The following is a 20,456-nucleotide window of genomic DNA, read 5'->3' on the forward strand; positions in this document are numbered from 1 at the left end:
GTGTCCTGGACACCCCCGACGGCTGGCACGTGACGGTGGCCGGCTCTAACGAGACCCTGCTGCCGGTGGCACCGCTGACCACCGCGATATCGTCGCGCGAATACCTCGTCGGAGGGACCTTCACCGGAAAGGTCTCGGGTGGCGGCAAGACCAAGCTCACCGGCGGCACGCTGGAGGCCGGCGCCCAGATCGGCTGCGGCATCATCAGCGATGAGGCCGAGATCAACCCGGGCCTCAGCTTCACTCCGGGTATCAAGATTCCGTTCACCGGTTCCGCGGGCGACGCCAGCCTCGGTACCGGAATCAGCTTGCAGGGCAAGGTGTACCTGAAGCCGGGCACGGTCACCATCGTCCCGATCGACAAGAAGTCGTTCAAGGGCACAGGTACCCGCGTGACCATCACGGGCGTCCGCATCAAGTTCGATCAGTGCGCCGGTCAGTCGTTCATCCGCACCTACGCGACGCTGACCAGTTCCACCGACAACACCGATGACGTCATCACCTACCTCGGCGTCACCAAGGCCGTCTGACCCCGGCCCGGATACCACACCATGATTCGCCCTGATCACCACGCTGATCCCTCGGATTCGAACCCCACGAGAGGCACAAGTTCCCGCATGTTGAATCGTTTCGCCACCCTGGCTGCTGTCTGCCTGTTGGCCCCGGTTGCGCTGGCGCCCCTCGCGTCGGCGGACCCACCGCCTCCGCCGCCGGACCCCGCCGCACCCGCCGTTGACGCCGGACCCCCGCCGGACAACGGGCTCGTCGCATCCGCCGAGCCGGGTGTCGTCAAGACCCCGGACGGTTGGACACTCACCGTCTCCGCGAAAGACGAGAGCCAGCTGCCGGTCGCCCCACTGACCACCGCCGCGTCGTCGCGTGAGTACCTGGTGGGTGCCACCTTCACCGGCACCGTCACCGGCGGCGGGTCCACCACGCTGTCCGGCGGCACGCTGGACACCGGCTATCAGATCGGCTGCGGCATCGAACTCGGACAGGTTCGCCTCATCGGATCGATCGGTCTGAGCACGTCGGGCTCCACCCTGGCCGGCATCATCCCCACCGGTGTGAGCATGCCGATCTCGGGCACCATCGAGATCCATGCCAAGCCCGGCACTGTCACCAATGTCTCGGTGAACAAGAAGTCGTTCAAGGCCGCGCCCGTGCGCGTCACCGTGAAGGACGTTCACATCAAGATCGACGGCTGCGTCGGCCAGTCCTTCCTGCGGTCGTACGCAACGCTGACCAGCTCCACCACCGATACCGACGATGTGGTCGCGTACTACGGCGTTACCAAGGCAGTCTGACGGGCTGGACGTGAAAGCGAAACACGAAGGCATGAGCGAGAACTCGGACGGCGCGGTCGCGGTCAAGAACGCGATGGCCACCCTCGCCGCAGCCGGGCTGTTCGCGGTAGGCGCGGCGGTTGCCTGTTCGGCCACCGCCGCGGCCGACCCGGCACCGCCGGAGGTTCCAGGCGCGCCCGCGGTCGCCGCACCCGCACAGGAACCGGCTCCGCCACCCGGGCCGGAGGTACCCCTCATGGGGGCACCTCTCGGGCCGGGCGGGTTGTCGGTTCTGGGACAGACCGGCACAGAAACGGCGCCCGGCCGGCTCGGCGTCCCGAACGGGGTCGACATGAGCCCGGGCGCGCTGCTCGGCCAGTATGCGGCTCCGTCTGCACCAGGCGGTCCGCCACCGACCGAGGCGCCCAACCTCAGGGCGTTCAACAACGGACACTTCTTCCCGCAGAACGAGAAACCGTCGGCGCCCGGCCAGGGCACCGTGGTCGGAGTTGAGCCGGGCCAGGAGAATGCGGACATCTCCGGGCTCGACTGGATGCGGCAGATGCACACCATGTACCGCAACGGGAACCTGCGTGGTGCAATGCTCGGCCAGTTGCCCAAAGAGCAACTCGGTGAGCCACTTCCGGGCACCGCTCCCCCACCCGGGACGAACATTCCGTCCGGTCTCGGGGAGAACCTTCCGGATCCGGCGGCGCCGGGAGTGCCGGTACCAGCCCCTCCCGCACCGCCTGCTCCATGACACATTCGGGCAGCGTCCGGTAACCCCGGATGCTGCCCGATTTTTTTGCCCTCGATACCGCCCGGCAGAGAATTCGTCACTTCCTGTTAACTTCCTGTACACCCGGAATACACTGGTGGGTGACGGCCGGTGCTACCGGTGAGAGCGACAGCGTGAGATCCGACCGCCAGGAGGGTCGGGATGCTGTTCCATGCGCGATGTAGGAAAATCACTGGACTGGCCATGCTCATGCCGGCCGTTGCAATCGGGGGTGCCCCGCTTGCCGCGGCGGAACCGACTGCGGGCAGCGGGCAGCGGGCCGACGAGACCATCTCAGCCCTGAGTGCCGAGGGCTACACCGTGGCGATCAACTGGGTCGGCGGCACCAGCACACTGCCGCTCGACAGATGCCGGGTGAATTCGATCCACAACCCCAACCGTGGGGTGCCTGCGCTGCCGAAGACCTCGGTGACGGTCTACGTGGATGTGCAGTGCCCGGACGAATCCGAAACATCCTGAACCACGTCAACCCCCGTCCCGGCGGAATAGACTGACCAGACCGGTCCGGCCGCCGGGAGGGTGATCATGCTGCGAGCAAAGCGGTGCGTAAAGACGTTCTCCCCCTTGATGTTGTGCTGCGCGTGGACTCTTGTCATCTGCACCCCTCACGCTGGAGCGGACCCCACGGCCGGCGAGCAATCGGCCGACACGGTCATCAGCGACCTCGAGGATCAGGGCTACAACGTCGAGATCAATTGGGTCGGGGGTGTCAGCACGACCCCGTTGTCGGAGTGCTCGGTCAAAGGCATCCAAAACCCCGACCGGTCCTCGCCGCCTGCGCCGAAATCCTCGATCACGGTGTACGTCGACGTGTCCTGCCCCAACGAACCCGACGACTCCTCCGTGATCTTCGGTCCGATAGGGCCTTTCGGCCCGTTCGGTATCGGCTAGAACGCACCCGCATTGGGTACCGACGTAGTGGCGTAGGGATTCGACATGGTCGTGGTCGGCGGCGCGGTCGTCTCCACCGGAACTTCTGGCGGCGGCGGTGGCGCACTTGATGTTCCGATGTCTTCGCTGGTGCTCACCGGTGTCCGCGGCGAGGTACTGGTACTGGTTGTCGTCGAACGCGACGACACCGGCTTCGTCGACGTCACCGGGGTGAGCCGCTCAGGCTGGGCCGGCAGCACCGAGTGGTGCGACGTCATGAGGATCGCGAACACCAGCGCACCGATGGCCACCACGCCACCGATCCCCGCGACCACGATCGCCGCGGTGGTCTCGTACCACGGAGTTCTCGGCGGACTCTCCTCTGAAGCGGCGTGGTGGTCCAGGTCAACTTCCGGCATGCGGCCCCGGGTCCCTGGCGGCGCCATTGAACGGAAAACCCGACAGCGACAACGCAATCAGCCAGACCACGCCCGCCAGCACGGCGAGATCCGCGATGTTGAAAACCGGCATCGGGCCGATGGCCAGGAAGTCGACTACATGACCCCGCAGCGGGCCCGGGGCGCGGAAGAACCGGTCGACGAGATTGCCTGCAGCGCCGCCCAGGATCGTCCCGAGGCCCAGCGCCCACCACGGTGAGCGGACATGCGCTCCGATCCAGGCGATGGCCGCGGCCACGGACAGGACGACAACGGTCAGCATCACGGTCCGGTCCGCGGCCATCGACAATGCCGCACCGGAATTACGGGTGAGCTCGCACGCCAGCCAGTTGCCGAGCAACGGGACTGCGCGGCCGGGTTCGAGCATCCCGACAGCCAGGGCTTTGGTCGCGACGTCGAGCAGAAAGACCGCACCGGCGGCCAACAACAGCAGACGCCGCCGCGTCGGCCGCACCGACCCGGCGCCCGGAGCGCCAGAAATACCGGCAATGTCGGCCGTCACCGAATCATTGTCCGCTCGCGAAAGCCGGATCGCTGGGCAACGCGGCTGACGTTTCGGTGAACATTTGTGGCGGATCAGGGATTCGCTCGGCCACCTCGGCACACAAACGACAACGATCGTTAGGCTAACCTAACGCAATGACCCTCTTCGATGAAGCTGCGTACGGGACCGGTCAGCCGCAGCCGCGGTGATCACCTACCAGCCGGCGGCCCCACCGACCGGACCCGTCCGACGCCGCCGCGGTTTCGGGCTGGCGATCGCTGCCACGTTGCTGGCGGCAATGTGTTTGGCCAGCCTGGCAATCGGCACCGAGAACGTGTCCCTACCGACGGTCTGGCACGCGGTCACCGACTACCGCGACATCGGCGACCAGTGGATCGTGCGTGACCTGCGGATCCCCCGCACGGCGCTCGCACTTCTCGTCGGGCTCGCCCTGGGCCTGTCGGGCACACTCATCCAGGCGGTCGGACGGAATCCGTTGGCTGACACCGAGATCCTCGGAATCAACGCCGGTGCGGCGTTGTTCGTCGTCAGCGCAATCGCCTTCTTCGGCCTGACCGGCATCTGGACCTACATCTGGTTCGCCTTTGCCGGAGCGCTTTTCGCGATGGTGGTCGTATATCTGGTCGGCATGACCGGCCGGGTCACCGTCGCCCCGGTGCGGGTTCTGCTCGCAGGCGTAGCAGTGGGCGCCGTGCTCGACGGCATCGGATTCGTCGTGCGGTTACGCAATCCCCGCGCCTTCGACAACATGCGCTTCTGGGATGCCGGGGCGCTCGACGGCCGGTCGCTTGAGGTGGCGGTGGCCATCAGCCCGTTCATCGCCCTCGGCGCGGCGCTGTGCGTCATCGTCAGCCGTTCACTCAATGTCACCGCCCTCGGTGAGGATCTGGCGAAGAGCATGGGCGGCAACGCCGCACGCACACAAGCCCTCAGTCTCATCGCCGTCACGCTCCTCGCCGGGGCCGCGACCGCGGGTGCGGGACCGATCGGCTTTGTCGGCCTGATGGTTCCGCACGCCGTGCGGCGATTCACCGGCCCGGACTGGCGCTGGATCCTGGCGTATGCGTGCTTCGTAGCCCCTGCACTTCTGCTGGGGGCCGACATCGTCGGCCGCGTGATCATCCGGCCCGCCGAACTACCCGCAGGCATTGTCACCGCGTTTCTCGGTGCCCCGGTGCTGATCTGGCTGATCCGTCGCCGTGGGACGGATCGCGGATGAGCGTCGAGTTCGGTCACCGCCAGGTTGTCCTGCGCTGCCGCGGCATATCGGCCCGGGCATCGTGGCGCTCGATCCTCGTGGTGGTTTCGCTTGTGGCCACTGCCGTCGTCGTCGGTGTGATCGCCATCGGATTCGGCAAGTACACCGTCGCGCCGCTGGAGGTCGTGAAGGTTCTGCTCGGCGCCAACACCTCGTTCGACCGCGTGGTGGTGCTCGAATGGCGAATGCCACGGACCGTGATGGCGTTGCTGGTCGGTGCCGCGCTGGGTGTCTCGGGTGCGATTTTTCAAGCGCTGACCCGCAACCCGCTGGGCAGCCCCGACATCATCGGGGTGAACACCGGCGCCTACACGGGAGCCTTGATCGTCATCGCCGGATTCGGCGGCGGGTACTACGCCGTCGCGGCCGGCGCGTTGGTGGGCGGCCTGATCACCGCACTCGCGGTGTATCTGCTGGCTTACCGCAACGGGCTGGCGGGATACCGGCTGATCGTGGTGGGTATCGCGCTGGGTGCGGTTCTGAGCTCGGTAAACCAGTGGATCGTCATCAAACTCGACTTTCACGCTGCGGTGACCGCATCGGTGTGGCAGCAGGGCACCCTGAGTGGGTTGAGCTGGGTGCAGGTCGTTCCGATGACGATCTGCCTGCTGGCCATCACCGTCGGATTGGTGGCGCTTGGCCCGCAGCTTCCGATACTGCAGCTCGGCGATGACGCGGCAGGCGCCCTCGGGGTACATCCTGAGCGAGCGCGATTGGCCTATCTGGTCGCCGCGGTGGCACTGGTGGCACTGGCTTGTGCCGCCGCGGGACCGATCACGTTCATCGCACTGGCGGCGCCGCAACTCTCGCGCCGGCTGACTGCCAGTGCGGGCGTCGGCCTGATGCCGTCCGCGGCGATGGGCGCTGTCCTGCTGCTCGGCAGTGACGTCATCGCCCAACATCTGTTCGGCGGCAACGAACTCCCGGTCGGTGCGGTGACGGTGTCGCTGGGCGGCGCCTACCTGATCTATCTGCTTGTCACGCAGGCACGTAAACGGTGAAGGGACAATGCATATGGAGGGCAGTCGGCTACATGCCAGCCATCTGTCGATCGGCTACGAGGACAACACCGTCATCGCCGGCCTGTCGGTGCAGGTGCCCGACGGACAGGTCACCGCGATCGTCGGCCCCAACGCGTGTGGCAAGTCCACCCTGTTGCGAGGGCTGGCCCGGCTGATCAAACCGTCCGGCGGCCAGGTGGTTCTCGATGGCCAGGACATCGCGTCCCTGCACACCAAGGAGGTGGCCCGGAGACTGGGCCTGCTGCCTCAGACATCGATCGCCCCCGAGGGCATCACGGTGGCCGATCTCGTGTCCCGAGGCCGCTTCCCACATCAGAGGGTCATGCGACAGTGGTCGGCCGACGACGAAGCCGCGGTCGCCGATGCGATGGGTCAGACCGGGGTGACGGAGTTGGCCGGTCGGCTGGTCGACGAGCTGTCCGGCGGTCAGCGGCAACGTGTCTGGGTGGCGATGGTGCTCGCCCAGCAGACCCCACTGATCCTGCTCGACGAGCCAACCACCTACCTCGACATCGCCCACCAGGTGGAGTTGCTCGACTTGTTCGCCAAACTCAACCGCGAGCAGAGCCGCACGGTCGTCGCGGTCTTGCACGACCTCAACCACGCGTGCCGCTACGCCGATCACATCGTCGCCATGAAGTCCGGGAAGATTGTCGCGCAGGGTGATCCGGCAGCAGTCATCACCGAAGAATTGGTCGAGGACGTCTACGGCCTTGCCTGCCAGATCATCGAGGACCCTCAGACCGCGACACCGCTGGTCATCCCGCGGGCGTCTGCCTACACCAGGAGGCCGTCGTGAGTTCCGGTGGGGCGGTGCTGCGCCGCACCGTAACCCGCAATCTGCGCTGGTTGATTCCTGGTACCGCACTGACGTCACTGCACCAGGTGTGTGAGGCCGCAGTGCCGGTGCTGATCGGGGTGATCGTCGACCGCGCGGTCGGCACCGGAAGCGTGCCGGCCATCGTCGCCTGGATCGTGGTGCTGGCCGCCCTTTTCCTCGTGCTGTCGGTTCTGTGGCGGTTCGGGTCCCGGCTGCTGATGTATGCGGTCGCGCGCGAATCGCACCTGTTGCGCATCGAGATCAGCGCCAAGCTCCTCGACCCGCTGGGCATCCAAACGGATTTCAAAGCCGGTGAACTACTCTCGATTTCGTCTACGGATGCCGATGAAACCGGCTACGTCATCGACTACCTGCCGCGCGTCGCCGGTGCGGTTGTCGCCACAGTCGTATGCGGCGTCGTGCTGCTGAGCATCGACCTGCCGCTGGGCCTGATCGTGCTCATCGGCATTCCCCTCGTAGTGTCCGCACTTCAGTTGACCGCACCGCTGATCGCCCGGCGTGTGGAGGAACAGCAGGCAGAGATGGGGCGGGCGACCGCGTTGGCCACGGATCTGGTCAGCGGGCATCGACCGTTGCAGGGCATCGGGGCGCAAGCCAATGCCGCGGCACGCTACCGCGTGGCCAGCCGCACATCGCTCGCCGCCACCTTGCGCGCCGCCCGGATCGAAAGCGTCCAGGAAGGTGTTGCGGCAGCAGCGGGAGCGCTGGCGGCCATGACCGTCGCCGTCGCAGCCGCCTACTTCGCACTGCACGGCGACCTGTCACTGGGCCAGTTGATCACCGTGATCGGTCTGGCACAGTTTCTGATCGAGCCGTTCTCCACACTTGCGATCGTGCCGAGTTGGGTGGCCGAGGCGCGGGCCTCGGCCAATCGTGTCGCGGCGGTGCTGAATTCCCCTACGGCCCATTCCCCCGATCCTGTGACCGCGGCGCCTGAGGAGGTACTCCCCGGTGCCCTGACCGCGCAGCTCGACGGCTGGACCCTGCAGCTTCAGCCCGGCGAGTACGTGGCCGTGCTGACTGCTGACGCGCGCGACGCGACGACGCTGATCGACGTGCTTTCGGGCCGGGTGCGGTCAACCGCTTCGGTGCATGCCGGCGGGCACCCGATCGGCGCGATCAAGCACGGCGAGCGACGCCACAGACTGCTGGTCGAGCACCACAACGGTGAACTGTTCACGGGCACCCTGGAATCCAACCTGCACGTCGGCGCGCAGGACCGAGACGCAGGGCCCGCGCTGGCAGCCTCGTGTGCGGTCGATGTCGTCGAACTTCATCCCGACGGACTGTCGCACCCCGTCCTGGAGCGCGGAGCAAGCCTGTCCGGCGGTCAGCGACAGCGCTTGACGTTGGCCCGGGCATTGGCCGCCGACCCCGACATCCTGGTCCTGCACGACCCGACCACCGCGGTCGACGCCGTCACCGAACAGGCCATCGCCGACGGCATCCGGCGGCTGCGGCCGCCCTCGGGTCGCACCACGCTGATCGTCACCAGCAGTCCTGCCCTGCTCGCCACCGCCGACCGCGTTGTCGTGGTGGCAGACGGCCGGGTGCGCGCCGAGGGAACGCATCGCGAGCTGGCCGACTCTGACCCCGTCTACCGAAAGTTGGTTTCCCGGTGACGATCAGCGAATCGATCACCCCACCTGTCCTGCCGGTGGCCTCGGCCGCGCGCAGTCGTCGGTGGCTCGTAGCCGAACTGCGGACCAGGCCGGCCCGGACCACCGCAGCGTGCGCAATCGGACTTGCCGCGGCAGCCGTCGCCACGGTGCCGGTCTACCTGCTCGGTACGCTCGTCGATCGAATCCGAGACGGCGCCACCGTGGGCAGCCTCGCAGGCCTGGCGGCGTTGATCGGTGTGTCCGCGGTTCTCGGTGGCTTGGGCAGCGGACTGTCGGCGTACCTGATCAACCGGCTCGGCGAGCATACGGTCGCCGACCTCCGCGAGGACGTGCTCGCCCGAGCCTTGAACCTGCCCGCCACCACGATCGAGGAAAGCGGCCGAGGCGATCTGCTGTCGAGAGTCGGCCCAGACGTCGCCGCGGTGGCCAAGGCGGTGTCACAGGTATTGCCCACCATGTTCAATGCCCTGTTTCTCGGTGTGGTCACGCTTTTCGCGATGGGAAGCCTGGACTGGCGGCTTGGTCTGGCCGGCGCGCTGTGCATCCCCGCCTATGCGGCGGGCCTGCGGTGGTTCCTACCGCGATCAGCACCGCTGTATGCCGAACAACGCATCGCGATGGCACAGCGCACGCAGCTCACCATGGAGTCGGTCCAAGGTGTCAGAACCATCGACGCCTATGAGATCCACGCCCAGCAGCTGGCCGGAATCGAGGACGCGTCGAACCGCGTGCGGGACCTCTCGGTGACGGTCTTCACCCTGTTCACCCGCTTGGTCGGGCGCGTCAACCGTGCCGAGTTCATCGGATTGTCAGCGACATTGGTGGTCGGGTTTCTGCTGGTGCGGTCCGATTCGGTCACCATCGGCGCGACGACGGCGGCCGCCTTGATGTTTCATCGGTTGTTCAACCCGATCGGCATGCTCATGTACAACTTCGACGAGATCCAGGCCGCGGCAGCGTGCCTGGCGCGGCTCGTCGGAATCGTCGACCTGCCCGAGCCGGCCGGACGGCCCGGCTCGGCGACCCCGGCCGGATCCGACGTCGAGATCCGCGCATTGTCGTTCCGCTACAACGCCGGACCCGAAGTCCTGCAGGATGTTTCCCTCAGCATTCCCGCCGGGACCCGCTGCGCGCTGGTCGGCTCCACCGGCGCGGGCAAGAGCACGCTGGCCGCCATCGTGTCAGGTCTGTACGGGGCCACCCGGGGGCGTGTCGAGATCGGCGGTGTCGCCGTGGGCGACATCGATCCCCACCTGTTGCGTCGCTGCGTGGCCACCGTCACGCAGGAGATCCACGTTTTCTCCGGTCCGCTCATCGATGATCTGCGCCTGGTGGCACCGGAGGCCACGCGTGACGAGATCTGGGATGCCCTTCGCGTGGTCGGCGCGGACGACTGGGTCGATGCCCTCGACGCGGGGCTCGACACCCCCGTCGGGGAGCAAGGCGTATCCCTGACCGCCGCCCAGGCCCAGCACATCGCGTTGGCGCGACTGGTGCTGGCCGACCCCGCGGTGGTGGTTCTCGACGAAGCAACCGCCGAAGCGGGTTCGGCCCATGCCGTCGGGCTAGAACGCGCGGCCGCCGCGGCGACCGAGGGCCGAACGACGTTGATCGTCGCGCATCGGCTCACCCAGGCTGCCACGGCTGACCAGATCGCGGTGATGGAGGGAGGGCGCATCGTCGAAAACGGGACGCACACCGAACTTCTCGGGCACGGCGGCCGCTACGCGCAGCTGTGGGCCGCGTGGAGTGCGCCCGGGTAGATCAGCCGTTCGACAGGTCGGTCACCGGACGGCCGTTGAGCGCATTCGCCAGCTGTGGGGTGAGCACGTCGAGTGAGTACAGCAGGGCGCTGGGCCCGCCGTAGGTCAGCGCGCCGTTGAGGTTGGACTCGAAATTCGTGTACAGCGTGCGGCCGTCACGAACCACACCGAGGCGCGCGAAGGCCGGCGAGGCCAGCATCTGATCTTTGGTGGCGCCTGCGACGAACAGCACGTCGTGATCGAGCAAGTCGAGTTTCTCCTCGCTGACATCACCATCGACATCCTGGGTCTTGAAACCGAGCGCGTTGAACACCGCGCGCCGAGGATCGTTCTGCGGCAACAGGTAATGCCCGCCGTTCTCGGGTCCCTGATCGACCACCAGCGTCTTGCCGTCGAATTCCGGATTGGCCTTGCGTACGTCGTCGATCCGGCCCTGGACCTTCTCGACGAGCGCTGTGGCCTCGGCTTCCTTGCCCAACGCCGTACCCGTGGTCAGCAACTGCACGTTCCACGGAGTCTCCTCGTCGGCGTAGTCAGCGGACTGGATCACCGTGGGCGCGATCTGGGAGAGCCGGTCGTAGGTCGGCTGATCGATCGACTCGTAGATCGCGAAGATCAGGTCCGGCTTCTGCGCGGCGATCGCCTCGAAGTCGATCTCATCGCTACCCCATGTCGGGATTGCCTTGCCGCCAGTGGCCGAGGCAACCCACGGATAGTTGCTGTAGTTCTCCTCGAAGTCTCGCGTGCTCACCGGGATCACACCGAACGGCAGCACGAAGTCCTGATCGGTCCACCCGACGGTGACCACGCGTTGTGGAGCCGGAGGCACCTTCGTCTCGCCGAATTTGTGCGTGATGGTCACGGCATCTGCCTGCGGCATCTGGTTCTCGCCGGATCCACAGGCGGTCAGCAAGCCCACCGACATCGCGACTGCCGCAACGACGCGGCCCCAATGACCCAATTTCACCCGCACATCTCCCCCTCGGCCGGACGACTCCGACGGAGCATAGCTTGGTTAGGCTAGGTTTACCTGCCTTGCCGCAGTGCCGCCGGGCCTCACGTGACGCTCACGGGGCGATGCGCACGGAGGTTAGGGTGACAACGTGTCCGATTCAGTGTTGGTCAGCGTCGACGATCACATCGCAGTCATCACCGTCAACGACCCGGATCGCCGCAATGCGGTGACCTTCGAGATGTCGGCGGCCCTGCGCGCCGCGGTCGAGGCCGCCGAGGCCAACCCCGATGTGCACGCCGTGATCGTCACAGGGGCCGGCAAGGCGTTCTGCGCCGGTGCCGACCTCACCGCGCTGGGCGAGGCCACCGAAGACGGACTCCGCAAGATCTACGACGGGTTCCTGGCGGTCGCCAATTGCACGCTCCCGACGATCGCCGCGGTCAACGGCGCCGCCGTCGGCGCCGGCCTCAATCTGGCACTGGCCGCCGACGTCCGGATCGCCGGCCCGAGCGCGCTGTTCGATCCACGGTTCCAGAAGCTGGGCATCCATCCCGGCGGCGGCGCCACCTGGATGCTGCAGCGAGGCGTCGGCCCGCAGGTGGCCCGGGCGGCATTGTTGTTCGGCATGCGCTTCGACGCCGAGTCCGCGGTGCGCCACGGGTTGGCGCTCTCGATCGCCGAGGATCCGGTGGGCGCCGCACGCATGCTCGCCGCGGGGCCCGCGAGCGCCCCGCGCGACGTGGTGATCGCGACGAAAGCCTCGATGCGGGCCACCGCCAATCCGGGGACGGTCGACATCGACCAGCACGGGACTGCCGTCGACATCGAACTCGGCCCGCAGGCACGCTCCATCGAATCTCCGGAATTCGCAGAGCGTTTGGCCGCCGCCAAGCGCAAATAGCCACTACAGGTCGATCAGAGCCAACTCCGGCGCCTCGATCAGCGAACGCAGGTCACGCAGGAACGCGGCCGTCATCGCGCCGTCGACGATGCGATGGTCGAAGGCACAGGTCAGTGACATGGTGGGACGGGCCACCACAGCCCCGTCGACCACGACCGGCCGCGCTTTCATCGAGCCCATCCCCAGAATGGCCGCCTCCGGATAGTTGATCACCGGTACGCCGTCGTCCAGGCCGAGCGCACCGAAGTTCGACACCGTGAACGTCGATCCGCTCAGCTCGGCCGGGCTGAGCGTCCCGGCTCGCGCCTGTTCGATCAACCGGGCCACCGCTGCGGCCAACTCGCGGGTCGTCATCGATTGCGCGTCGCGGACCACCGGGACCAGCAGTCCGCGCGGCGCCGCCACACCGAAGCCCAGGTGTACGGCCGGATGCCGGTGAATCTGAGGACCTTCGGCGGTTTCGAGCCACGTGGAGTTCAGCATCTGATGGCGCCCGAGCGCCAGGACCAGCAGCCGCAGCGTCAGCACGAACGGCGTGGCAGGCAGTGCCGCATCGGCTGCCATGATGCGGTCACGCAGCTGCAGCAGCGCGGAGCAGTCCACCTCCACCCGGGCGTGCGCATCGGGAATTTCCTTACGTGACAATGACATCCGTCGCGCCATCGCGGCCTGAACGCCGCCGACGTCGACGATGTCCGAACTGCCCGCGGCGGCCAGCACGTCGGCACGGGTGACGATCCCCTCGGGGCCGGATCCCGGTGCCAGCTTCTGGAGGTCGACGTGCAGATCGGCGGCCAGTTTGCGGACCGGCGGTTTGGCCCGCGCCCGCGTGCTGCCGGGCGTCGCCGTGCGCCTGCTGACATCCATGGTGTCGTCGGCGCCGTAACCGACCAGGACGGACTTACGCGGTGTACCGCCATTTTTCGTGGTTGCGGCTGCGGCAGCGGCCGGCTCACGGGTGTCGATCCGGACCAACAGTGACCCGACGGTCAAGGTATCCCCCGCCGCACCGCCGAGTTCGAGCACCTGGCCGGCGAACGGGCTGGGGATCTCCACCTCGGCCTTGTTGGTCTCGACCGTGCACAGCGTCTGATTGAGCTCGACGGTGTCGCCCACGGCAACGCTCCAACTCGTGATCGTGGCGTCCTGCAGCCCTTCACCGAGGTCAGGGACCAGGAACTCCCGGTTCACGGCTGGCCCACCGAACGCTCGACGCAGTCGAGCAACCGGTCGACGCCCGGCAGCCACACCTTCTCCAGCCGGGCCGGCGGGTAGGGAGTGTCAAACCCGGTGGCACGCAACACCGGTGCCTCAAGATCGTAGAAGCACTCCTCGGAGATCCGGGCGGCCAGTTCGGCCCCGAAGCCCAACGTGCGAGGCCCCTCATGCATCACGACGGCCCGGCCGGTGCGCCGCACCGAAGCGGCGACCGTGTCGAAATCCAGCGGGTTCAGCGAACGCAGGTCGACAACCTCGAGGCTCCAACCGCGTTCGTCGGCCAGGTCCGCGGCGTTGAGCGCGGTGGCCACCAGGCCGCCGTAGGTGATCACGGTGACGTCGGTTCCGTCGCGCCGCACCAGTGCCCGGCCGATCGGCGGAGCGGGCGCACTGGTGTCGACGAGTTCGCATGCCCAGTAACGTCGTTTGGGCTCCAGGAAGATCACCGGGTCGGCGCTGCTGATCGAGTGCCGCAGCAGCCAGTACGCGTCGGACGGGGTGGACGGTACGACCACCTTGAGCCCGGCCGTATGCAACCAGTACGACTCGGTGGACTCCGAGTGGTGCTCCACCGCGCCGATGCCGCCGAACGACGGGATCCTCACCGTCACCGGCATGTTGATGTCCCCGTGGGTGCGCATCCGGTATTTGGCCAGGTGACTGGCGATCTGGTCGAAGGCCGGATAGCTGAACCCGTCGAACTGGATCTCGGGCACCGGGATGAACCCGCGGATCGCCAGACCGATCGCCACACCGATGATCGCCGATTCGGCCAGCGGGGTGTCGAAACACCTTTCGGCACCGAAGGTCTCGGCCAGCCCCTCGGTGACCCGGAAGACGCCGCCCAAGGTGGCGACGTCTTCGCCGAACACGAGCACATGGTCGTCGGCGACCATCGCATCGTGCAGGGCCCGGTTGATCGCCGCCACCATGGACAGTTCGGTGGTCACCGGGAAGTCCGTCGGCGGTGCCGCCACGTCGGCAGAGGTGAAGTCCGGCTCCCACGGCTCCGGCGAATCACCTTGAGCGGCAGGCCGATCGATAATCAGGGTCACTGGTCTCACGCCTCCTTCGCCAGTTCGGCCAACAACTGATCGCGTTGGCGTGCCAGATCCGGGGTGATCTCGGCGTACACGTTGTCGAACAGTTCGGCCGGATCGGGGTCTGCCGCCCCGACCAGCGAGTCGCGCACCTCGGCGCACAGCCGCCGTGAGCGTGCGGCGACGCGCTGCTCAAGCCGCTCGTCGAGCACGCCGGCGTTCTGCAGGTAGGTGCGGTACCGCGCGATCGGGTCGCGGGCAAGCCACTCGTCGACCTCATCTGCCGACCGGTAGCGGGTGGGATCGTCGGAGGTGGTGTGCGGCCCCATCCGGTAGGTGATTGCCTCGATGAGCGTGGGGCCTGCGCCCGCGCGGGCCCGCTCGGCGGCCTCGGCCATCACCGCATAACAGGCCAGGACGTCGTTACCGTCGACGCGGATACCCGGCATGCCGTAGCCGATGGCCCGGTGCGCGATCGACGGCCCGGCATGCTGCTTGCTCACCGGCACCGAGATCGCCCACTGGTTGTTCTGCACGAAGAACACGCACGGCGCCTTGAACACCGAGGCCAGGTTCAGCGCCTCGTGCACATCGCCCTCACTGGTGGCGCCGTCACCGAGGAACGCGACGGTGACCGAATCCTCGCCGAGGCGCTGCGCGGCCATCGCAGCGCCGACCGCGTGCAGTCCATGGGTGCCGATCGGAATCGCGATCGGGGCGACGCAGCGGCTGGTGAACTCCAGGCCACCGTGCCATTGACCGCGCCACACCGCACCCATCTGGGCCGGGGCGATCCCGCGCAGCAGGAACGCCCCGATCTCCCGGTACTGCGGGAACAGCCAATCGGTCTTCCGCAGGCAGGCGGCCGCCCCGATCTGGGCGGCCTCCTGGCCGCGGCACGACGCGTACAGCGCCAGCTCACCCTGACGCTGCAGATTGACGAACTCGACGTCCAGGTCACGGGCCACGACCATCGATTCGTAGAGCCAGGCCAGTGTCTCGTGGGGCAGATCGCGGCTGTAGCGCGTTTCGCTCGTGGGAGACCCTTCGGCGTCGACCAGACGCATCGGATCGAGATCGACACTCAACGGTGCCGAGAGCCGCTCAGCCATACCGCCTCCTTCTCGGGTGACGGCATGTCGCGCCGCCAGTCCATGAGGTGCTCAGAGCAGCGGCGGTACGCGCAAAACCCCTGGTGAGAGGCCTCCGGCTAGATGCCTGGGTGTGGCGCTAGCTGGACGATCCGCTCGGCCCGTCGCAGCACTGGGGCATATCGCCATTATGCGCCCGAAACCGATGCGGCCACGCTCATCGCCGGTTACGGAACGGAGGCGTGTCGTTTTCCCGGCGCGAGCAGACGCGCAGGTACCCGAAATCAGTGGTTTTGGGGTACCTGCGCGTCTGTTCGCGAGTGAAGCTACGGAGCCAGCGCGACGATGCGCTCGGCACGCCGCAGAACCGGAGCGTCGACCATCAGACCGTCGTGCTGGAAGACGCCACGCTCGGTCGCCACGCGGTCGAGCACCGCCCGCGCCCAGGCGATCTGCTCATCGGTCGGCGCATAGGCCGAGCGGATGACGGCGACCTGAGTCGGGTGGATCGCCACCTTCGCGTCGAAGCCGACGGCAACGGCGTCATCGGACTCCGCCCGCAGGCCGTCGAGATCCTTGATGTCGAGGTACACCGAATCCAGGGCCAACTTCCCGTAGGCCTTGGCCGCCAGCAGGGTCTGCGACCGCACGTGCTGGGCGACGTCGCGGTAGGTGCCGTCGGGCCAGCGGTTGGCGGTGCCGCCGGTGACCGCGAACAGGTCCTCCGCGCCCCACATCACCGCCAAGGCGTTGTCGGGCGGCACCAACTCCGCCACCTTCAGCGCGGCGAGCGGGGTCTCGATCAACACCACGACATCCAGTGGGGCCAAGGCCGTCACCTGGTCGACAGCCTCGGTCTTGGCGAGCATCACGGTGGTGTAGTCGGTGGCCGCGACCGCCTTCAGGTCGAGCTCGTGGTCGGCGGTGCTGGTCGGGTTGACCCGCACCACTGTGCGCGTCGGATCCAGCGGGGTGTCGATCAGCGCCTGACGCGCAGCCGGGCGGTCCTTGGCCGCGCACCCGTCCTCGAGGTCGAGGATCACCACATCGGCTGCTGCCGCGGCCTTTTCGAACCGCTCGGGACGGTCGGCCGGGCAGAACAGCCAGCCCGGGCCCGGCGCGCTCAAGCCAATTCGCTCCTCGCGTGCGCGGTGAGCCATCAGGAATCCCCCTCCGGACGCATCCGCACCATGGTCTTGCGCGATGCCGTCGCCACGATGTCACCGTGCTGGTTGCGGCCAGTGTGGGCGAAGGTCACGATGCCCTCGCCCGGCCGGCTCTTGGATGCCCGCTTCTCGGTGATCTCGGTTTCGGCGTACAGCGTGTCACCGTGGAAAAGCGGCTTGGGGAAGGCGATCTCGGAGAATCCGAGGTTGCCGACGATGGTGCCCTGGGTCAGCTGCGCCACCGACAGGCCGACGAGCGTCGACAGGGTGAACATCGAGTTGACCAGCCGGGCGTTGAACGGCGGCAGGGCATCCGAGAACGCCGCATCCAGGTGCAGCGCCTGGGTGTTCATCGTCAGCGTGGTGAACAGCACGTTGTCGGCCTCGGTGATGGTGCGCCCGGGACGGTGCAGGTAGCGCACCCCGATCTCGAACTCCTCGAACCACAGTCCGCGCTGCTCTATTACTTTCTGGGACGCTGCTTCCCCCGCACTCACAGGCCCGCCTCCCGCGCGATCAGCATCAGCTGCACTTCAGTTGTCCCCTCGCCGATTTCGAGAATCTTGCTGTCACGGTAATGCCGCGCCACCGGGTATTCGTTCATGAACCCGTAGCCGCCGAAGATCTGGGTGGCGTCACGGGCGTTGTCCATCGCGGCCTCGCTGGACACCAGCTTGGCCACCGATGCCGCTTTCTTGAACGGCTTGCCGGACAGCATCAGCGCCGCGGCGTCGTAGTACAAGGCGCGCGCCGTGTGGGCCCGGGCTTCCATCCGGGCGATCTTGAAGGCGATGGCCTGGTAGGTGCCGATCGCCGCCCCGAAGGCCTGACGTTCCTTGGCGTACTTCACACATTCGTCCACACAGCCCTGTGCGACACCGACCGACAGCGCCGCGATGGCGATGCGGCCCTCGTCGAGGATGCGCAGGAAGTTGGCGTAGCCGCGGCCACGCTCGCCGAGCAGGTTCTCGGCCGGCACCCGGACATCGTCGAAGCTCAGGGGGTGGGTATCGGAGGCGTTCCAGCCGACCTTGTTGTAGGCCGGTTCGGCGGTGAACCCTTCGATGGGCACCGGCACCAGGATCGACGAGATCTCCTTCTTGCCGCCTTCACGCTCACCGGTCACGGCGGTCACGGTCACCAGCTTGGTGATGTCGGTGCCGGAGTTGGTGATGAACTGCTTGGAGCCATTGATTATCCAATGACCGTCGTCCATCTTCGCGGTGGTCTTGGTGGCACCCGCATCACTGCCACCGCCGGCCTCGGTCAGGCCGAACGCACCCAGCGCCTTGCCGCTGGCAAGCAGCGGTAGCCACTCCTGCTTCTGTGCTTCGTTGCCGAAGCGGTAGACCGGCATGGCGCCCAACGAGACGCCCGCCTCCAGCGTGATGGCCACGCTCTGGTCCACCTTGCCGAGTTCCTCCAAGGCCAGGCACAGCGCGAAGTAGTCGCCGCCCATGCCGCCGTACTCCTCAGGGAACGGCAGACCGAACAGCCCCATGTCGGCCATGCCGGAGACGACCTCGTAAGGGAACGAATGTTCCTCATCGTGCTTGGCGGCCACCGGAGCGACCACGCTCTGGGCGAAGTCGCGGACGGTCTTGGCCAGTTGCGCATAGTGATCCGGCAGGGTGCCGGTCGACAAGAAGTCGCTCATTGTTCGTTCTCCTGTGTGTGAGCGGTGATTCGAGCCAGTGGCTGACCCACCTTGACCTGGTCGCCGACGGCGACGAGTAGTTCGGCCACACCGTCGATCGGTGCGGTCAGGGCGTGCTCCATCTTCATCGCCTCCACGGTGACCACCGTGGTACCGGCCGTCACCTCGGCGCTGTTCGTGACGCCCACGGCGACAACCGATCCCGGCATCGGGCTGACGAGTTCGGCGTCGCCGCTGTGCTCGTCGTCGGGGCGCACCGGCGCCTCACGGACCTCCTCGACGACATAGCTGTGTCCCGTGCCCGCAAGCCAGAGCTGGCCTATCCCGCCGCTCAGCTGTGCGGCGATGAGATACTCGGTCCGCAGGCCGTCGAGCGTGACGGTGAACCGGTCGCCGACGAATGCGGCGCTGACAGTGTGGGTTTCGCCGTTCTCAACGGTGGCGGTGGCCTGCTCCGGGGTACCGGTCAGGTACACGTGATCGGTGCGATCCCCGGCCCGCAGCCGGAACGCCGCCGGGGCGCGCTCCCCGACCCGCCAGCCCGTCGGGCGGGCCCATAGGCAGTCACCGGCCTCTGACCAGTCGTTGATCCACTGGCAAGCCGCGGCGGCGATCAGCTCTACGTCGCCGACCACCTGGGGCGCGAAATCCGGTGCGCGACGGTCCAGCAGGCCGGTGTCCAAGCGGCCCGCGGCCACATCGGGATCGGCCAGCAGGAAGCGCAGGAACTCGGTGTTGGTCGTCAGCCCCAGCACCGCGGTGTCGGCCAGCGCCCGATCCAGCTTGTGCAGCGCCGCCGTCCGGTCGGCGGCGTGGGCGATGACCTTCGAGAGCATCGGGTCGTAGTCGCTACCGACGACGGTGCCTGCGGCCAGGCCGGAGTCCACCCGCACGCCCGGTCCGCTGGGCTCACGCAGTCCGAGCACCGGGCCGCCGGTGGGCAGGAAGCCGTTGGCGGGATCCTCGGCATAGACCCGCGCTTCCACGGCATGGCCGGTCATGACGATGTCGTCCTGGCCGATGGCGAGCTTCTCACCGGCGGCGATCCGGACCTGCTGCTCCACCAGGTCGACTCCGGTGACCATCTCGGTGACCGGATGTTCGACCTGCAACCGGGTATTCATCTCCATGAAGAAGAACTCGTCGGGTGCATCGGCGGACACGATGAATTCCACGGTGCCCGCACCCGTGTAATCGACACTACGCGCGGTATCGCAGGCGGCCGCACCGATGCGCGCCCGGGTGGCCGGGTCGAGCAGCGGCGACGGCGCCTCCTCGATGACCTTCTGATGCCTGCGCTGCAGGCTGCATTCCCGCTCGCCAAGATGGATCACGTTGCCATGGCCGTCGGCCAGCACCTGCACCTCGATGTGCCGGGGCCGCAACACAAATCGTTCCAGGAACAGGGTGTCGTCGCCGAAGGCGGCGGCGGCCTCGCGGCGGGCACTCGCCAACGCCCCAGGCAGATCGGCGGCCTGCTCGACCACCCGCATGCCCTTGCCGCCGCCACCCGCCGACGGCTTGACCAGGACGGGGAAACCGACCTCGGGCGCCCCCGCGATGAGATCCTCATCGGTCAGGCCCGGACGCGATATGCCTGGCACAACCGGGACGCCGAATGCCGACACCGCGGCCTTGGCCGCGATCTTGTCGCCCATGGTGGCGATCGCCGATGCGGGCGGTCCGATGAAGGCGATGCCCGCGGCCTGCAGTGCGGCGGCGAACTCGGCGTTCTCGGAGAGGAATCCGTAGCCGGGGTGCACCGCCTGCGCACCGGTGCGCTGCGCGGCCGCGACGACCGCTTCGATGTTCAGATAGCTCTGCCGCGCCGCGGCCGGCCCGATGTTGACCGCCACGTCGGCCTCGGCCACATGCCGGGCACCGGCGTCGGCGTCGCTGAACACCGCGACCGAGCGGATTCCCATCTCGTGCAGGGTGCGGATGACCCGCACCGCGATCTCGCCGCGGTTGGCGACGAGGACTGTGTTGAAAGTCGTCATCTTC

At 67.4% G+C, this 20,456-nt stretch carries 21 protein-coding genes; 11 read left to right on the top strand and 10 right to left on the bottom strand.

Annotated elements, in window-relative coordinates:
- Nucleotides 1-5 precede the first annotated feature (5 nt).
- The 5 genes from EH231_RS11090 (at nt 6) to EH231_RS11110 (ending at nt 2,976) form a co-directional block, all read left to right on the top strand.
- A complete protein-coding gene (locus EH231_RS11090; protein ID WP_241178167.1) occupies nt 6-530 on the top strand; it encodes an MspA family porin in 525 nt (174 codons plus the stop codon).
- A gap of 87 nt (nt 531-617) precedes the next feature.
- Nucleotides 618-1,307, top strand: coding sequence for an MspA family porin (locus EH231_RS11095; protein WP_090431954.1), 690 nt, complete (start codon nt 618-620; stop codon nt 1,305-1,307).
- 31 nt (nt 1,308-1,338) lie between these two features.
- Nucleotides 1,339-2,046, top strand: coding sequence for a hypothetical protein (locus EH231_RS11100; RefSeq protein ID WP_090431956.1), 708 nt, complete (start codon nt 1,339-1,341; stop codon nt 2,044-2,046).
- Nucleotides 2,047-2,274: 228 nt separating this feature from the next.
- Complete coding sequence (locus tag EH231_RS11105; protein ID WP_124712418.1) at nt 2,275-2,544, top strand: hypothetical protein; 270 nt, start codon at nt 2,275-2,277, stop codon at nt 2,542-2,544.
- Nucleotides 2,545-2,610: 66 nt separating this feature from the next.
- Nucleotides 2,611-2,976, top strand: a complete 366-nt coding sequence (locus EH231_RS11110; RefSeq protein WP_124712419.1) for a hypothetical protein — start codon at nt 2,611-2,613, stop codon at nt 2,974-2,976.
- Here EH231_RS11110 and EH231_RS11115 read toward each other — a convergent pair.
- Together EH231_RS11115 and EH231_RS11120 are read right to left on the bottom strand one after the other, a co-directional pair.
- Nucleotides 2,973-3,374, bottom strand: a complete 402-nt coding sequence (locus tag EH231_RS11115; RefSeq protein ID WP_124712420.1) for a hypothetical protein — start codon at nt 3,372-3,374, stop codon at nt 2,973-2,975. The two genes, EH231_RS11110 and EH231_RS11115, sit on opposite strands and share 4 nt — an antisense overlap.
- A complete protein-coding gene (locus tag EH231_RS11120) occupies nt 3,361-3,915 on the bottom strand; it encodes a signal peptidase II (protein WP_124712421.1) in 555 nt (184 codons plus the stop codon). Before EH231_RS11120 ends, EH231_RS11115 begins: the two co-directional genes overlap by 14 nt.
- A 187-nt stretch (nt 3,916-4,102) precedes the next feature.
- Here EH231_RS11120 and EH231_RS11125 point away from each other — a divergent pair, with 187 nt between their 5' ends.
- Genes EH231_RS11125 through EH231_RS11145 form a run of 5 tightly spaced genes read left to right on the top strand, consistent with a single transcriptional unit; the run spans nt 4,103 to nt 10,424 of the window.
- The gene (locus EH231_RS11125) at nt 4,103-5,137 is read left to right on the top strand and encodes a FecCD family ABC transporter permease (protein WP_234927223.1); all 1,035 of its coding nucleotides are present in this window, start codon (nt 4,103-4,105) and stop codon (nt 5,135-5,137) included.
- On the top strand, nt 5,134-6,177 hold the full coding sequence (locus EH231_RS11130) for a FecCD family ABC transporter permease (RefSeq protein WP_124712422.1): 1,044 nt from the start codon (nt 5,134-5,136) through the stop codon (nt 6,175-6,177). Before EH231_RS11125 ends, EH231_RS11130 begins: the two co-directional genes overlap by 4 nt.
- Before the next feature lie 13 nt (nt 6,178-6,190).
- Nucleotides 6,191-6,997, top strand: coding sequence for an ABC transporter ATP-binding protein (locus EH231_RS11135; RefSeq protein ID WP_205264157.1), 807 nt, complete (start codon nt 6,191-6,193; stop codon nt 6,995-6,997).
- Complete coding sequence (locus EH231_RS11140; RefSeq protein WP_124712423.1) at nt 6,994-8,661, top strand: ABC transporter ATP-binding protein; 1,668 nt, start codon at nt 6,994-6,996, stop codon at nt 8,659-8,661. The genes EH231_RS11135 and EH231_RS11140 overlap by 4 nt, the downstream gene beginning before the upstream one ends.
- A complete protein-coding gene (locus EH231_RS11145; protein WP_090431970.1) occupies nt 8,658-10,424 on the top strand; it encodes an ABC transporter ATP-binding protein in 1,767 nt (588 codons plus the stop codon). Before EH231_RS11140 ends, EH231_RS11145 begins: the two co-directional genes overlap by 4 nt.
- 1 nt (nt 10,425) lies before the next feature.
- Here the strand turns inward: EH231_RS11145 and EH231_RS11150 are convergent, their stop codons facing one another.
- Entirely contained in the window at nt 10,426-11,391 is a 966-nt protein-coding gene (locus EH231_RS11150) for an ABC transporter substrate-binding protein (protein WP_338134354.1), read from the bottom strand.
- Nucleotides 11,392-11,527: 136 nt separating this feature from the next.
- Between EH231_RS11150 and EH231_RS11155 the strand changes: the two genes are divergently transcribed.
- Nucleotides 11,528-12,280, top strand: coding sequence for an enoyl-CoA hydratase (locus EH231_RS11155; protein ID WP_090431973.1), 753 nt, complete (start codon nt 11,528-11,530; stop codon nt 12,278-12,280).
- 3 nt (nt 12,281-12,283) lie between these two features.
- On the opposite strand, the gene EH231_RS11160 is transcribed toward EH231_RS11155, so the two are convergent.
- From EH231_RS11160 to EH231_RS11190, 7 genes are all read right to left on the bottom strand, one after another.
- Entirely contained in the window at nt 12,284-13,471 is a 1,188-nt protein-coding gene (locus EH231_RS11160) for a dihydrolipoamide acetyltransferase family protein (protein WP_124712424.1), read from the bottom strand.
- Nucleotides 13,468-14,553 carry an alpha-ketoacid dehydrogenase subunit beta gene (locus EH231_RS11165; RefSeq protein ID WP_090431978.1) on the bottom strand — a complete coding sequence of 362 codons (1,086 nt, stop codon included), beginning with the start codon at nt 14,551-14,553 and terminating at the stop codon, nt 13,468-13,470. Before EH231_RS11165 ends, EH231_RS11160 begins: the two co-directional genes overlap by 4 nt.
- A 5-nt stretch (nt 14,554-14,558) precedes the next feature.
- A complete protein-coding gene (pdhA, locus tag EH231_RS11170; RefSeq protein WP_124712425.1) occupies nt 14,559-15,650 on the bottom strand; it encodes a pyruvate dehydrogenase (acetyl-transferring) E1 component subunit alpha in 1,092 nt (363 codons plus the stop codon).
- A gap of 305 nt (nt 15,651-15,955) precedes the next feature.
- Nucleotides 15,956-16,789: an HpcH/HpaI aldolase/citrate lyase family protein gene (locus EH231_RS11175; protein WP_277425629.1), complete on the bottom strand. Its 834-nt coding sequence runs from the start codon at nt 16,787-16,789 to the stop codon at nt 15,956-15,958.
- A complete protein-coding gene (locus EH231_RS11180; RefSeq protein ID WP_090431981.1) occupies nt 16,789-17,292 on the bottom strand; it encodes a MaoC family dehydratase in 504 nt (167 codons plus the stop codon). The genes EH231_RS11175 and EH231_RS11180 overlap by 1 nt, the downstream gene beginning before the upstream one ends.
- On the bottom strand, nt 17,289-18,452 hold the full coding sequence (locus EH231_RS11185) for an acyl-CoA dehydrogenase family protein (protein WP_090431983.1): 1,164 nt from the start codon (nt 18,450-18,452) through the stop codon (nt 17,289-17,291). Before EH231_RS11185 ends, EH231_RS11180 begins: the two co-directional genes overlap by 4 nt.
- Nucleotides 18,449-20,452 (bottom strand): acetyl-CoA carboxylase biotin carboxylase subunit, encoded by a 2,004-nt coding sequence (locus EH231_RS11190; RefSeq protein WP_124712426.1) that lies wholly within the window; start codon nt 20,450-20,452, stop codon nt 18,449-18,451. The genes EH231_RS11185 and EH231_RS11190 overlap by 4 nt, the downstream gene beginning before the upstream one ends.
- Nucleotides 20,453-20,456: the final 4 nt, after the last annotated feature.

The sequence above is a fragment of the Mycolicibacterium nivoides genome (assembly GCF_003855255.1).
GTDB lineage: Bacteria > Actinomycetota > Actinomycetes > Mycobacteriales > Mycobacteriaceae > Mycobacterium > Mycobacterium nivoides.

Coding starts and splice junctions, on each gene's coding strand:
- EH231_RS11095 (WP_090431954.1), top strand. CDS start 618: ATGTTGAATCGTTTCGCCACCCTGGCTGCTGTCTGCCTGTTGGCCCCG.
- EH231_RS11100 (WP_090431956.1), top strand. CDS start 1,339: ATGAGCGAGAACTCGGACGGCGCGGTCGCGGTCAAGAACGCGATGGCC.
- EH231_RS11105 (WP_124712418.1), top strand. CDS start 2,275: ATGCCGGCCGTTGCAATCGGGGGTGCCCCGCTTGCCGCGGCGGAACCG.
- EH231_RS11110 (WP_124712419.1), top strand. CDS start 2,611: ATGCTGCGAGCAAAGCGGTGCGTAAAGACGTTCTCCCCCTTGATGTTG.
- EH231_RS11115 (WP_124712420.1), bottom strand. CDS start 3,374: ATGCCGGAAGTTGACCTGGACCACCACGCCGCTTCAGAGGAGAGTCCG.
- EH231_RS11130 (WP_124712422.1), top strand. CDS start 5,134: ATGAGCGTCGAGTTCGGTCACCGCCAGGTTGTCCTGCGCTGCCGCGGC.
- EH231_RS11135 (WP_205264157.1), top strand. CDS start 6,191: ATGGAGGGCAGTCGGCTACATGCCAGCCATCTGTCGATCGGCTACGAG.
- pdhA (WP_124712425.1), bottom strand. CDS start 15,650: ATGGCTGAGCGGCTCTCGGCACCGTTGAGTGTCGATCTCGATCCGATG.
- EH231_RS11175 (WP_277425629.1), bottom strand. CDS start 16,789: ATGGCTCACCGCGCACGCGAGGAGCGAATTGGCTTGAGCGCGCCGGGC.
- EH231_RS11185 (WP_090431983.1), bottom strand. CDS start 18,452: ATGAGCGACTTCTTGTCGACCGGCACCCTGCCGGATCACTATGCGCAA.
- EH231_RS11190 (WP_124712426.1), bottom strand. CDS start 20,452: ATGACGACTTTCAACACAGTCCTCGTCGCCAACCGCGGCGAGATCGCG.